Consider the following 13,121-nt stretch of genomic DNA (forward strand, 5'->3'; position numbering starts at 1 on the left):
GTACCGGGAGGGGAGGCTGAAGGCGTTCGACGAGGGAGGGCGCAAGGTGTACGATACGATAGCCGGCCGCAGGAGGCGGCTGGGGCTGGCCGCCTAGGCCGTCCGGAAAAACGTCCGCACCCCCCGATGACAAAAATATTCGAAAAAAATTACCATGCTCGGCATCGCGGCCGATGCGTGCCTCGCGGGGGCGCTCTAATTCTCTGCGCGCGCCTCTTCGATCTCCTGCGTGCCCTTGTTCAGCAGCGCAATGCCGCCCACCACGAGCGCGATGCCGCAGGCGGTGGCCCAGCCGAAGGGGTCGCCCCAGGCTACGATGCCGATGGCCGCCGTGCCCACCGTGCCCACGCCGCCCCAGATGCCGTAGGCCAGCCCCAGCGGGACCTTTTTCAGCACGATGGTGAACAGGCTGAACGCCAGCGCGTACGCACAGATGGTGAGGGCGGTGAACAAGGGATCGGAAAACCCGTGCGACACCTTCATCGACGTGGTGCCGCACAACTCGGCGGCGATCGAGATGCTCAGCAGCAAGAACGGGTTCGCGCGCTCCAGCAGGTCTTTCAGGTTTCCCATGCCTCACACCCCCAGTTTCAGAAGCACGACGCCCGCGATGATGGCGACGATGCCGAGCGCTTTCTTCGCGTTGAACCCTTCATGCCAAAACGCCGCGCCGATGAGGGCGGTGAGCGCCACGCCCGCGCCTGTCCACACGGCGTACACGAATCCGAGCGGCAGGTCGTTCAAGGTCTGCGCCATCAGGTAGAACGCCACCAAGTACCCGGCGATGATGCCGATGATGGGCTTTTTGTTCTCGAAGCCGTTCGACAGCTTCATCATGGCCTCGGCGAACACCTCCGACGCGATGGCGATGCCGAGCAGCACGTAGGGCGTCATGGGCCTCCTTCCGGCAAACGATGCGGGACGTCTCCGCGCCGTCCGGCCCGGAGGCGTCCCTGGAATGTCGCGAGCAGGTATCCTAAACTATGCCCCAAGGGTAGAGTCAATGGCAAGCTTCTGATGATCTGCGTTTCCCAATATGTCAAAAGTAGTACAAATACGCTATACTTTTGACATGGCAAAGATCGATGACATATACGATGCGGTGGATGATTTCGGGCTGATCACCTCCACCGAAGCAAGGGAGATCGGCGTATCGAATGCGGAATTGGTCCAGCTTGCTCGAAGGGGGAAGCTCCGGCGCGTCGCACGGGGCGTCTACCGGATGCCCGTTTGGCCCTATCAGGAAGCTGCCCCTTACGCGATCGCCGTGAAGTCCGTCGGCGCGGACGCGTATCTTTATGGGGAATCGGTCGTGGCCCTTCTAAGGCTTGCCCCTATCGACCCCGCGCGCATGTGGATTGCGTCCTCCGGCAGGGTGAGGAGGCGCCTCGGCGAGGGCACGCTTGTGATGGAGCGCCAACCGAAGACGCAGATCGCGCATTACGAAGGGGTGCCGTCCCAGCCTGTGGCGGATGCCATCAGAGCTGCTGCCGAGACGATGGGGGCGTCTCGGGCTCGACAGGCGGTCGAGGAGGCTTCGCGCTTAGGGTACTTGACGCCAAGCGAGCGGGATAGACTTGTGGAGGAGCTTGGGGCATGACGAAAAGGCCGAGCAGCATGCGGCATCTGGACAATGCCATCCGGAGGGCGAGCGACGGATCGCCCGAGGGGTATGTGAGGACGCGCACCCTCGTGGCGAACGCCGTCGTGGCGCAGATGCTTCCTGATGGCGTGGTGAAAGGGGGTAGCGCCCTCAAGATGCGCTTCGGCAACGCGGCGACCAGGTTCACCACCGATCTGGACACCGCTACGGCAACCGATCCGGAAATCTACGCCCAAAAGCTCGCGGAAGCGCTCGCGCAAGGCTGGGAAGGGTTCACCGGGCGCATCGTTGCGCGTGAGCCGGCGCAACCCCAAGGGGTTCCGCAGGAATACGTGATGCGGCCCTTTGACGTGAAGCTGTCGTACAACGGCAAGCCTTGGTGCACGGTGCCCTTGGAGGTCGGACACAACGAGATAGGCGATGCCGAGGCTATCGACTGGGTCGAGCTGGAGGATGCCGCCGAAACGCTTGCGGAGATGGGTTTTCCCGCACCCGGCAAGGTGCCGCTCATGCCCCTTTCCCATCAAATCGCCCAGAAGATCCATGCCGTCACAGGAGGCGGTGATCGCGCCCGCGACCTGGTGGATTTGCAGCTTATCGCGGCTAATGCGCACGTGGACTTGGCCGAAGTCCGAAGAACGTGCGTAAGGCTGTTCGCCTACCGCAAGGCGCAGACGTGGCCTCCAGCTGTTGCGAAGGGCGAAGGTTGGGAGGCGTTGTACGCGGCGCAGGCGGCGGGTCTTCCCGTCGAGCCGAGCGTAGACGACGCAGTGGTTTGGGCAAACGGCTTTGTTGGAAGAATAGAGAACGCAGGGCGCTAGACCTTTCGCTTCCGTTTTCGTGTCGGCATCTTCCAGCAAACGATGCGGGACGCCTCCGCGCCGTCCGGCCCGGAGGCGTCCCTGGAATGTCGCGAGCAGGTATCCTAAACTATGCCCCAAGGGTAGAGTCAACGGTGGATCGGGGGAGGGCCATGCGAAACGACCTGCTGTCCATCGGCGAAGTGGCGAATCTCAAAGGCGTGAGCGTGAAGGCGCTGCGTTATTACGAGCGCGTGGGCGTGCTGCGCCCCGCCTACGTGAACCCCGAGACGGGGTACCGCTATTACACGATGCGCCAGATGGGCGAGCTGGATGTTATCGTGTCGTGCGTGCAGCTGGGCGTTCCCTTGCGCGAACTGTCCGGTTACGTGTCGGATCAGGGCGTCATGGACGTGTCGGCGCTGCTCGATCGGGCGCGCGACTTGGCTGCGAAGAAGCTGCGCGAAACCGAGGCCATCCTCATGACGTTGGACGAGTACCGAGAAGGATCCGCAGCCCAAAACGCATGCAGGTTGCTCCCTGCGCCGTATGAGAGGATCCTTGGCGCGCGGACGTTCCTTTCGTCCCCGTGGTCGGAGGACGGCTTCGACGCGAGACGCTATGCGAAAGCTGCGACCGGGCTGTACGTTCGGGCGAGGGAAGTCGGGCTCGTGCCGTTGTTCCTGCAGGGGATGATGTGGCGCGCGGACGGCCAGACGGGGGAGCGCTCGTGGCAGGTGGTGCTCGAGGCGCGCCCGCTTCCCGGCGAGGCGAGCCGCGTTCCGCTTGTCGAACTGCCCGATGGCCGCGTGTATGCGGGGCATCGCATCGAAGGGGAGACGCTTGAGCAATGCTTCCGCGCCGCGTTCGACGAGGCGCGGAAGCCTGTTGGGGACGAAGTGCTGCTGGCGTTCGAGGTGTGGGATGCGGAACTGCGCTTCGGGCGCACGACCCTCGAAGTGCTGCGCGGATAGCCTCGCGGACGTCAGCGCAGGTCGAGGACCGTCGCGCCGACGCTTCCGGCCTCGTCGTCCTTGATGCCCGCAAGCGGCACGCGCGAGCGCAGAAGCGCGATCCAGCCGAGGATGCCGACGCCCATCGACGCCACGATGATGATGCCGATGCCCGTCACGAAGTTCGGCCACGGCAGCACCGCGACGAGCATGCCCACGCAGCCGATGGCCGTGTGGGCGAAGTTGATGAGTGACGAGGCCGCTCCCGTGTCGCCCTCTTGCTGGGACAGCAAGATGTTCGTGCTGTAGGGGCGCACGGCCGCTTCGGCGAGGGCGAACGCGAGAAACGTCAGGCAGAAGAGCACGGGCGACAGCTCGCCTACGGCCAGCATGGCCAGGCCGGACGCAAGCCCGACGCCGAGAAGGATGCCCGTGAAGCGCCGCGCCGACACGAATCGCGAGGCCGCAAGCCACGCGAACGGCCCGAGCACCGTCAGCAGCGCTGCGACGGCGAAGTACAGACTGTACTCCAGCTCGGAAAGCCCGAAAAACGTGATGTAGACATACGATCCCACGGCGATGTAGGCCATGAACGGCAGGTTGTACAACCCCACGATGCCGAGGAACGCCGAGAACCCCTTGTTGCGCGCGACCACGCCGAGCTGCTTCAGACTGCCCGTCACCGAACCTTCGTAGCGCTCGTCGGCGGGCAGCGTTTCGTCGAACAGCAGGGCCAGCGCGCTGCAGACCGCGCCGATGCCGGCGAGCACCCAAAACGTCATGCGCCAGTCGGCCACCTGCAAAACGAGCGCGCCCACCACCGGCGCCAGCACCGGCCCCACCACGAACATCACTTGCACGAGCGACAGCAGCGTCTCGCGCCGCTCGGGCACGACGGCGTCCTTCACCACCGCGGTGGACACCGCGCTCACCGCGCCCGCGCCCAGCGCTTGAAGCACGCGCATCGCGATGAGCATGCCGATGGAGGTCGAGAGCGCGCATGCGGCGCTGGCCAGCGCGTAGGCGAGGATGCCCGCCACGAGCACCGGTTTGCGCCCGTAGCGGTCGCTCACAGGACCGAAAATCAGCAGCCCCACGGCGAAGAACAGGAAGTATCCCACGAGCGTGAGGTTCACCATGGCCTCGGACGTGCCGAAGAACTCGGTCATGTGCGGGACGGCCGGCGTGTACATGTCGAGCGAGAGGGGCGTGACAAGCGCTCCTACGACGAGCAGCACGACAAGCCCGAACGGCCCCAGGCGTCGTTGCGGGCGCGCAAGCCAAGAATGCAGAGCCATATTCCAATCTCCTTGGGAACCAAGATGCCGCGTCATGCGCGGATGGCTGCATAGTGTAGTGGAGCCATTCTCAAAGTGGTGAAGATGCTGTGGTTTATCGCCGAGCGGGCGACGAGGTGTCGGAAGCCTTTCGCCTCTTTGCGCTCGCTTGCGAAGGGCTGATCGCAGCCTCGTTCTCGGCGCTTTTCGCCAGGTCGCGTTGCGAAGGGACGCTTCTTGGGGAAGCGCTCTCTTGGCGAGGCGTTTTCCGCACGAGGCCGAGACGGAGCGGGCGTACGCCCTCGGTTTTCGAGTGCGGAAAGGGCCTTTCGCCTCGCCGTCGCAAGGCTTGGGGCCTTGGCTCGGCGGTGATGATCGCGAAGGGAGCGCTGAGTGCAAGAGAGGCGGTGCGCTCCGGAGGTCGAAGAGCTTCGCTTGCGACGCGACTGCGATGGTGCGCCCCGCTGTATTTTGCGCTCAGCCGAGACGCGACGCAAAGCGAACGTCGAACGGCTGGGTTGTGCGTCGCGACCCCCTTTCCGCGCTCGCGCTCTGTCGTTTCGCGGATGCGGAAGGCGCTTCGGCCTCTCCTTTCTGTCGCTTTCGTCGAAAAAGCGACACTTCGCCGGAAACGCTCGTGCGCTTTAGCCTATTGGAGTACAATGAGCGAACGCGTCACATAGGAAACCGCACGTCAGGGGCCAGCGAGAAGGGACGGATCAATGGCAGACATCACGGAAGTCGACTACATCTGGAAAAACGGCGAACTCATCCCGTGGGCAGAGGCCACCACGCATGTGTTGTCCCACTCGCTGCATTACGGTTCCGGCGTCTTCGAGGGCATTCGCTGCTATCAGAACCCAACGACGAAGAAAAGCTACGTCTTCCGCTTGCGCGATCACATGGAGCGCCTTCATCGCAGCTGCAAGATCGCCTGCATCGATCTGCCTTACACGGTGGACGAGCTGTGCGACGCCACGGTGGAGGTCATCCGCGCGAACAAGCTGCCGTCGTGCTACATTCGTCCCATCGTGTACCGCGGTTACGGCGTGATGGGCGTCGACCCCACGGGCGCGCCGACGGACGTGGCCATCGCCGTGTGGCCGTGGGACTCGTATCTGGGGGCCGATGCGCTTGAGAGGGGCGTGTCCGTGGGCGTGTCATCGTGGCGCCAGCGCACGAACAACTCCATTCCTCCCGCGGTGAAGGCCACGGCGTCGTATATGAACTCCATCTTGGCGAAGCTCGAGGCCAAGGAGCACGGCTATGCCGAGGCCATCATGCTCAACGAGCAGGGCCTTGTGTGCGAGGGCACCGGGGAGAACCTGTTCGTCGTGCGCGACGGCGTGCTGTCCACGCCGCCTTTGTCCGACGGCCTTTTGGAGGGCATCACGCGCGACACGGTGCTGTGCCTGGCCGACGATCTGGAGATTCCCGCGATCGAGGAGAGCTTGACGCGCGCCGACCTCTACATCGCCGACGAGGTGTTCATGACCGGCTCGGCTGCCGAGCTCACGCCCATCGGCAGCGTGGACGGCCGCGAGATCGGCAAACCCGGCGAGGTCACCCGCGCGCTGCAAGAGCGCTTCTTCGACGTGGCGTACGGCAACATCGAAGAGTACGCGGAATGGCTGACTGAAGTTCCGACGGCGTAACAGCCGTCGGAACCCGCCGACGCTCGGAGATTCCGTCGTTCTGTCGAACGACGGAGCCCGCCGACGCTGCGGGGCGCCGAGGCACGCCGCCTTCGCGCGATCCCGCAGGCTCGCGTACCGAAGTACGCGTCGCCTGCGCGATCCCACGAATTCGACGCACCTCGGCGCCCCTCGCTGACACACTGCGCCAACCTGCGCGGTTGTTTTCGCGCTCCGCGCGAATCGGCGTCGGCCTGGGAGTTTGCGTTCGCGCCTTCGGCGCGAATCGTCTGCCCGGAGCGTTTCCGCTCGCGTCACGCCTCTTCCACCGAAGCAAAGGAGCATTCGTGGATCGCATCCTCACCTACGACAGCACGTTGCGCGACGGAGAGCAGTGCGAGGGCATCACGCTGTCGCTTGAGGACAAGCTGCGCATCGTCGAGCGACTCGATGCGTTCGGCATCGACTTCATCGAGGGCGGCTTTCCCGCGTCGAACCCGAAGGACATCGCGTTTTTCCAGCGCGTGCAGGCCATGCCGCTTCGGCATGCGCGCATCGCGGCGTTCGGCTCCACGTGCAAGAAGGGCGTGGCGGCCGAGGAGGACCAGGGCCTTGCGGATCTCGTCGCCAGCGGGGCGCCGGTGGCCACCATCGTGGGAAAGACGTGGGACGCGCAGGTCACGCGCGCGCTTCTCACCACGCTCGACGAGAACCTGCGCATGATCCGCGACTCGGTGTCCTTTCTCAAACGCCAAGGGCTGACGGTGGTGTTCGACGCCGAGCACTTCTTCGACGGCTACAAGGCCAACCCCGACTACGCGCTTTCCTGCGTGCGCGCGGCCAGCGAAGCCGGTGCCGACTCCATCGACTTGTGCGAGACGAACGGCGGCGCGCTGCCGTTCGAGGTGGGCGAGATCGCAGCCGCCGTGGCCGCCGCGCTGCCGGGTCAGCAGCTGGGCATCCACTGCCACAACGATTCGGGGTGCGCCGTGGCGAACACGCTGGCGGCCGTGCGCGCCGGGGTGACCCAGGTGCAGGGCACGGTGAACGGTTTCGGCGAGCGCGTGGGCAACACCGACCTGCTCACCGTCATCGCCGACCTCGAATTGAAGATGGGGCGCGTCACCGTCGGGCCTGAGAACCTGCGCGAGCTGACGAGCGTGTCCCAGTTCGTAGCAGAGGCGTGCAACGTGTCGGTGCCGGCGCACCATCCGTACACGGGCGCGTCGGCGTTCGCCCACAAGGGCGGCTTGCACGCTAGCGCCATCGCGCGCTTCCCCGAGGCGTACGAGCACACGCCCCCGGAAAGCGTGGGCAACACGCAGCGCATGCTGGTGAGCGAACTGGCCGGCAAGGCGTCGCTTGTGGCGAAGGCGCGCGGCCTCGGCGTCGATTTGAGCGCGCACGCCGAGAAGGTTCAGGCCATCCTCGATAACATCAAGGAGCGCGAAGCGGCCGGATACTCCTACGAGACGGCAGACGGCTCGCTCGCGCTGCTGCTCAAGCGCCACCTGGGCGCGTATCGGCCGCACTTCACGCTGGAGAGCTTCCGCGTCATCGTGGACGACCGCGAGGACACCGGCGCGCTTGCGAAGGACGCCATGAGCGAGGCCACCATCAAGATCCACGTGGGCGGCGAGCGCTTCGTGGCGACAGGGGAGGGCGCGGGCCCCGTCGGCGCGCTCGACACCGCGCTGCGCATGGCCATCGGCGCGTTCTATCCCCAGGTGGCCGACATGGAGTTGGTGGACTACAAGGTGCGCATCCTCGACGAGAACGTGGGCACCGACGCCATCACGCGCGTCGTCATCACCACGCGCGACGGCCGCGACAGCTGGGGCACCGTGGGCGTGTCCGAGAACATCATCGAGGCGTCGTGGAACGCGCTGGTGGATTCCATCGAGTACGGGCTTATGAGGATCGAGGAGGGGTGCCGATGAGCGAGTTGCGCACGTCCGAAGTGGAGGACCTTCTGCGGGTGCTGGCCGCGCTCGACGACGAGGATGTGATCTTCTCGCTGCTGGAGGACTTGTTCACCATCCGCGAGATCAAAGAGACGTCGCAGCGGTTGGCCGTGGCGCGCCAGCTGGATGCCGGCAAGTCCTACGCGGCCATCGAGGAGGCCACGGGCGCGTCGGCCACCACCATCGCCCGCGTGTCGAAGTGCCTCTCCTATGGCGCCGGCGGCTACAACGCCGCCCTCAACGTGCTCGACGATGCGGGCGCGCCGCGCTGCTGAACTGGTTGTTCCTCCAGAAAGGTCGCCGAGTTGGCCGTCCCTGCCGGGCCGGCCATTCGCCCCGGCCCCTCTACCGAGCCAACTGCTGCGATTCCGCTTCTTGCTCCCTCCTCGTTGTCGCTCGGATCGGTCGATTTTCACGGCTAAACCGCTCGCTCCGAGCGACAACGCCCTCCGTCGCTTCGCCCCGACGACGCAAAGGGAAGGGGCGTGTTTTGCAGGGCCGTTTTCATTCGTACTGATCCTGCAAAACACGGCGCGATCGGGCGAACTTGATCCAGAAACAAGCTATTCACCTGGTAATACGAACGAAGCATGAAGATGTGCCAGGGTTTTGGCGGGCTGTTGCGTGTTCGTGATATAGTCGTGGTGCGATTGCAACCGAACGGTCGCAAGAACGCAAGGAGGTATCGCACATGACACAATCTGCGCGCGGCGTGGATCGCCGCACGTTTCTTCTGGGGGCAGCCGCACTTGGCGCAGCAGCGGTGCTGCGGCCAGGGCTTGCCTTCGCCGATCCCACGTCTGCCGACAAGATGGCCGAGGCCGAGGCCGTTCGCGCACGCATCTTGGCGATGCAGGACGAGTTGGAAGTGGTGTCGGACTCCTATTACAAGGCGCTCGACGAGCACGAGGCCGCCGTCCAGGCGGTCGCCGACGCGCAGCTTCGCATCGACGAGGCCAATGCGAAGATCGCCGATCTGCAGGAGCGGTTGGGCGAGCGGGCGCGCGGCATGTACCGCACGGGCCAGTCCACGCTGCTCGATTTCGTGCTGGGCGCCACGTCGTTCGAGGAGTTCGTCACGAACTGGGACCTGCTCAAGAACATCAACGACAACGATGCCGCCATGGTGCAGGAAACCAAGGACCTGCGCGCCGAAGTGGAGGCTGCGAAAGTCGAGCTTGAGGAGCAGGAGCGCATCGCCGCCGAGAAGGCTGACGAGGCGGCGCGCGTCAAGCAGGAGGCCGAAGCCACCATTGCGTCGCTCGAAGAGCTGGTGGCGCAGCTTGACGCCGAGGCGCAGCAACTGCTCGAGCAGGAGCAGGAGGCTGAGCGCGCAGCCGCGGCGGCTGCAGCCGAAGCCGAGGCCCGCCGCACGTACGCGTACAGTTCGGGATCGGCGGTGTCGAGCATTCCGTCGCAAGGCTCCGTGGTGGATTACGCGCTCTCGCGCATTGGCTGCCCGTACGTGTGGGGTGCGGAGGGCCCCGACGCCTTCGACTGCTCGGGTTTGGTGACGTGGGCGTATCGGCAGGTGGGAATCTCGGTGCCGCACCAGACCGAGGCGCAGTACTATGCCGCCGCCGCACGGGTGCCCGTCTCGGAGGCGCGCCCGGGCGACGTGCTGTGGATCAGCTACGGCGACGGCTACAACGGGCACGTGGGCATCGCTTGCAACGAGGGCGGCACGCATTATGTCCACGCGCCGACGTTCGGCGCCTTCGTGCGCGACACCGACCCCCTCAGCTGGGCCGGCTTCACCCACGCGCTTCGCTTCGCCTAGCCGTGCGCCGCGTTCGCCGTATTCGCCGCGTCGGACGATCGTCCGACGCGGTATCATGCTGCGTGCATGTTTGAATCGAGTCTCGGGCGAAGGAGACGCTATGACCATCTTGTTCGTGAACGCCTGTCTGCGTGGCGAGGACTCGCGCACGCTCGTCCTGTGTCGGGAATACCTGGCCTCGCGCGGCGACGACGTTGCGGAGGTGAACCTGGCGAGCCTCGATCTGCGTCCCTTCGATGCCGAGATGGTGGCGCGCCGCATGGCTCAGCAGACCGCTGGCGCATGGGACGACCCCTTGTTCGCGTTGTCGCGCCAATTCGCGGAGGCCGAGGACATCGTCATCGGCGCGCCGTACTGGGATCTGTCGTTTCCGGCGGCGCTCAAGGTGTACTTCGAGCATGTGAGCGTGTGCGACCTCACGTTCCACTACACCGAGGACGCTCGGTGCGAGGGCATCTGCCGCGCGCGCCGCATCACGTACATCACGACGTGCGGCGGCTTCGTGGAAGGGGCGAACTTCGGCTACGAGTACGTGTGCGGCATCGCGAAGATGTTCGGTATCCCCGAGACGAGGTTCGTGGCGGCCGAGGGCCTCGACATCGTGGGGGTCGACGTCGAAGCACAGCTGGACAAGGCGCGCGCTCAGTTGGCGCGGCTCGACTAAGACGACAGGGGATGGCATGAAACGGCTGCTCGTGGTGGTGGACTTCCAGAACGATTTCGTGGACGGGGCGCTGGGCTTCTCGGGAGCGGAGCGCCTCGAAGGGCCCATCGCGGAGAAGATCCGCGCATATTACGATGCGTACGACGAGGTGGTGTTCACCTTCGACACTCACAGGCGCGATTACCTGAATACGCAGGAGGGGCGCAACCTGCCCGTTGAGCATTGCATCGACGGCACGCCCGGTCATGACCTGCACGGATCGGTTGCGGGGTTGCTCGACCGCGCGACGGCGGTGTTCGACAAGCCCACGTTCGGTTCGGAAGGGCTGTTCGACTGGCTGCGTACGGCCCAGAAGGCCGCCGAAGAGCTGGGCCGCGCGCCGTTTGAGAGCATCGAGCTCGTGGGGCTCGTGTCGAACATCTGCGTGATCGCGAACGCCGTCCTGGCGAAGACGGCGTGTCCCGAGGTGCCCGTCATCGTGGACGCCGCGTGCACGGCTTCGTTCGACCCCTCCCTCAACGAGAAGGCCCTCGATGTGATGGAGGGCCTGCAGATCCAGGTGATCAATCGACGTTAGGCGCATGCTCGACGGTCCTGTTGCGTCGCGAGATGCGACAGGACCGTCGTCGGGCGCATGCGATCCGGACGAAACGATGCAGGCCGCATGCGCCCGAAAAGGACCAACGCAGAGAGGTGCGTTTAGGAAATCGCTTCCACGTCGGCTTCAGTGACGGGGTGGGCAGACTCGAGGTTGCCGCCTGTTGCGGCTTGGATTCCGCAGATACGGCCCGTCATGATGCAATGACCGGCTGACATGCCTCCTTGATACATGGACCAGTCGGGGCTGCCGCACAACTGTCCGGCGCTGAACCCCGTCACCCAGAGGTTGGGGATGACCGTGCCGTCGGTGCGCAGCGCCTGATAATTCTCGTTGACGGTGACGCCGGCGCACAGAGCCGACACGCGCACATGCTTGTGGATGCCCCAAAACGGCGCCTTTTCGATCTTTTTCAGGTACTTGGCCTGCTTGCCGAAGTCCGCATCGAACCCGGCTTCACACAACTCGTTGTATCGTTCGACCGATTTTTTGAGTGCGTCGGCGGGGATGCCCAACTTGTCTGCCAGCTCGTCCAAAGTGTCGCAGCAGTGCGTGTCGATGAAGCCTTCGAGGACGTTCGCGCCGCTTTCAGCCGAGCGGTCCATTTCCACATCGGGCATGTACACGCGGATGGCCTCCTGGTCGGTGGGCTTGCCGCCCCACTCGGTGACCTGGGCGACGTAGTCGTCGTCGAAGATCTGCGAGTACCAACCGGGTTTTGGCTGGTTGCGCAGCACGCAGTTCACCTCTTCGAATACGCAGTCCTCGTTCATGAAGCGCTCGCCGTTCTCGTTGACTGCCAAAAACGGCTCGTTGTACATGGGGCCGGAGTCAAAGTCGTGCATCATGTGGGCGTGTCCGACGGGAACGAGGCCTGCGCCAATGGCCATGGACATGAGGATGCCGTCTCCGGTCTTGTTGCTCTGCTTGCGGTCGAACTCCTTCACGTCGGGGCAGTAGCGCTCCACGAGGCTTTGGTTGTTCTGGTAGTCGCCGGTGGAGAGGACGACGCCCTTCGTGGCGTTGAACTTGATGTACGAGGAGCCGTTCTTGCCGACGACCCCCGTCGCCGCTCCGTTTTCGTCGGTGATTAGCTGTACGCCCGGGGTGGAGTAAAAGAATTCGACGCCCTTGCTTGCGGCCAACTCGGCCAAATGCTCCACCATCGTGCCGTTGTTGTACGGCTTCGGCCCGAACATGATGCTGCGGCGGGCGCACTTCGAGCCGTCGTCGTATTCGGTCACGGCCGTGGGGCGCACCGTGTAGGGAGGGAAGCCCGCTTCGGCGGTGCGCACCTGCGTCCAGCGGATGGCCTCGCCTGAGTACTTGCAGTACGTTTCGGCGAGTTTGCGGTCGGCGCGCCAGCGGCAATCTTCCAGATAGCCTTGCAGATAGTTCATCACGCCTTGCTCGTCGCTTTGGTCGAGCAGCACGCCTGTGCACGTGCCTCCTTGCGCGATGGGCTTCGATTCCTTTTGGAGTACGGCGACGCTCGCTCCCTCCTCGAGCGCTGACAGTGCGGCCGGCACGCCGCCTGTGCCTGCGCCGACCACCACCACGTCGTAAGTCTTTTCTTCGGCGAACTCGGTGATGGGAGCCAGTTCGACAGGCGATTCTTCGAAATCGCTGGCCTGAAGTCCTGCGGGGTAGGCGGCTTCGTCGGTTTGCGCGGGGCTGTCGGGCGCAGATGGCGCGCACCCGGCCAATCCCGCTCCTGTGGCCACGATGCCGGTGGCAAACGCTCCCTTGAGGAAGTCTCGGCGGTTCAGTTCCATATCCCTCTCCTTTTCTGTCGGTGTGCCGTCTTGAGCAAAGGGCATCCGTTTTGCGCGGTTCTGCCCTGCCCGC

General features: G+C 64.7%; 13 protein-coding genes. 9 read left to right on the forward strand and 4 right to left on the reverse strand.

Going from position 1 to position 13,121, the window contains the following annotated elements:
* Positions 1 to 195: 195 nt before the first annotated feature.
* On the reverse strand, positions 196 to 573 hold the full coding sequence (locus C2L80_RS03600) for a DMT family transporter (protein WP_092200146.1): 378 nt from the start codon (positions 571 to 573) through the stop codon (positions 196 to 198).
* A gap of 3 nt (positions 574 to 576) precedes the next feature.
* Positions 577 to 894, reverse strand: a complete 318-nt coding sequence (locus C2L80_RS03605; RefSeq protein WP_103262668.1) for a DMT family transporter — start codon at positions 892 to 894, stop codon at positions 577 to 579.
* A gap of 178 nt (positions 895 to 1,072) precedes the next feature.
* Here C2L80_RS03605 and C2L80_RS03610 point away from each other — a divergent pair, with 178 nt between their 5' ends.
* The 3 genes from C2L80_RS03610 to C2L80_RS03620 all read left to right on the forward strand — a co-directional run bounded on the left by C2L80_RS03610 (position 1,073) and on the right by C2L80_RS03620 (position 3,377).
* Positions 1,073 to 1,600: a type IV toxin-antitoxin system AbiEi family antitoxin domain-containing protein gene (locus C2L80_RS03610; protein ID WP_103262669.1), complete on the forward strand. Its 528-nt coding sequence runs from the start codon at positions 1,073 to 1,075 to the stop codon at positions 1,598 to 1,600.
* Positions 1,597 to 2,424: a nucleotidyl transferase AbiEii/AbiGii toxin family protein gene (locus tag C2L80_RS03615; protein ID WP_103262670.1), complete on the forward strand. Its 828-nt coding sequence runs from the start codon at positions 1,597 to 1,599 to the stop codon at positions 2,422 to 2,424. Before C2L80_RS03610 ends, C2L80_RS03615 begins: the two co-directional genes overlap by 4 nt.
* A 152-nt stretch (positions 2,425 to 2,576) precedes the next feature.
* On the forward strand, positions 2,577 to 3,377 hold the full coding sequence (locus C2L80_RS03620; protein WP_157941007.1) for a MerR family transcriptional regulator: 801 nt from the start codon (positions 2,577 to 2,579) through the stop codon (positions 3,375 to 3,377).
* A gap of 11 nt (positions 3,378 to 3,388) precedes the next feature.
* Here C2L80_RS03620 and C2L80_RS03625 read toward each other — a convergent pair whose 3' ends face one another.
* A complete protein-coding gene (locus C2L80_RS03625; RefSeq protein ID WP_103262672.1) occupies positions 3,389 to 4,654 on the reverse strand; it encodes a Bcr/CflA family efflux MFS transporter in 1,266 nt (421 codons plus the stop codon).
* Between the two features lie 701 nt (positions 4,655 to 5,355).
* Between C2L80_RS03625 and C2L80_RS03630 the strand changes: the two genes are divergently transcribed.
* From C2L80_RS03630 to C2L80_RS03655, 6 genes are all read left to right on the forward strand, one after another.
* Positions 5,356 to 6,288 carry a branched-chain amino acid transaminase gene (locus C2L80_RS03630; RefSeq protein WP_103262673.1) on the forward strand — a complete coding sequence of 311 codons (933 nt, stop codon included), beginning with the start codon at positions 5,356 to 5,358 and terminating at the stop codon, positions 6,286 to 6,288.
* A 326-nt stretch (positions 6,289 to 6,614) separates the two neighbouring features.
* Positions 6,615 to 8,207, forward strand: coding sequence for a citramalate synthase (cimA, locus tag C2L80_RS03635; protein WP_087193791.1), 1,593 nt, complete (start codon positions 6,615 to 6,617; stop codon positions 8,205 to 8,207).
* Positions 8,204 to 8,506 (forward strand): YerC/YecD family TrpR-related protein, encoded by a 303-nt coding sequence (locus C2L80_RS03640; RefSeq protein WP_087193792.1) that lies wholly within the window; start codon positions 8,204 to 8,206, stop codon positions 8,504 to 8,506. The genes cimA and C2L80_RS03640 overlap by 4 nt, the downstream gene beginning before the upstream one ends.
* Before the next feature lie 416 nt (positions 8,507 to 8,922).
* Positions 8,923 to 10,011 carry a C40 family peptidase gene (locus C2L80_RS03645; RefSeq protein ID WP_087193793.1) on the forward strand — a complete coding sequence of 363 codons (1,089 nt, stop codon included), beginning with the start codon at positions 8,923 to 8,925 and terminating at the stop codon, positions 10,009 to 10,011.
* 100 nt (positions 10,012 to 10,111) lie between these two features.
* Positions 10,112 to 10,675 (forward strand): NAD(P)H-dependent oxidoreductase, encoded by a 564-nt coding sequence (locus C2L80_RS03650; RefSeq protein WP_103262674.1) that lies wholly within the window; start codon positions 10,112 to 10,114, stop codon positions 10,673 to 10,675.
* 16 nt (positions 10,676 to 10,691) lie between these two features.
* Positions 10,692 to 11,252 carry a cysteine hydrolase family protein gene (locus C2L80_RS03655; RefSeq protein WP_087193795.1) on the forward strand — a complete coding sequence of 187 codons (561 nt, stop codon included), beginning with the start codon at positions 10,692 to 10,694 and terminating at the stop codon, positions 11,250 to 11,252.
* A gap of 122 nt (positions 11,253 to 11,374) precedes the next feature.
* On the opposite strand, the gene C2L80_RS03660 is transcribed toward C2L80_RS03655, so the two are convergent.
* On the reverse strand, positions 11,375 to 13,048 hold the full coding sequence (locus C2L80_RS03660) for an FAD-dependent oxidoreductase (protein ID WP_087193796.1): 1,674 nt from the start codon (positions 13,046 to 13,048) through the stop codon (positions 11,375 to 11,377).
* Between the last annotated feature and the right edge of the window lie 73 nt (positions 13,049 to 13,121).

It is taken from the genome of Rubneribacter badeniensis, assembly GCF_002899695.1.
Taxonomy (GTDB): Bacteria; Actinomycetota; Coriobacteriia; order Coriobacteriales; family Eggerthellaceae; genus Rubneribacter; species Rubneribacter badeniensis.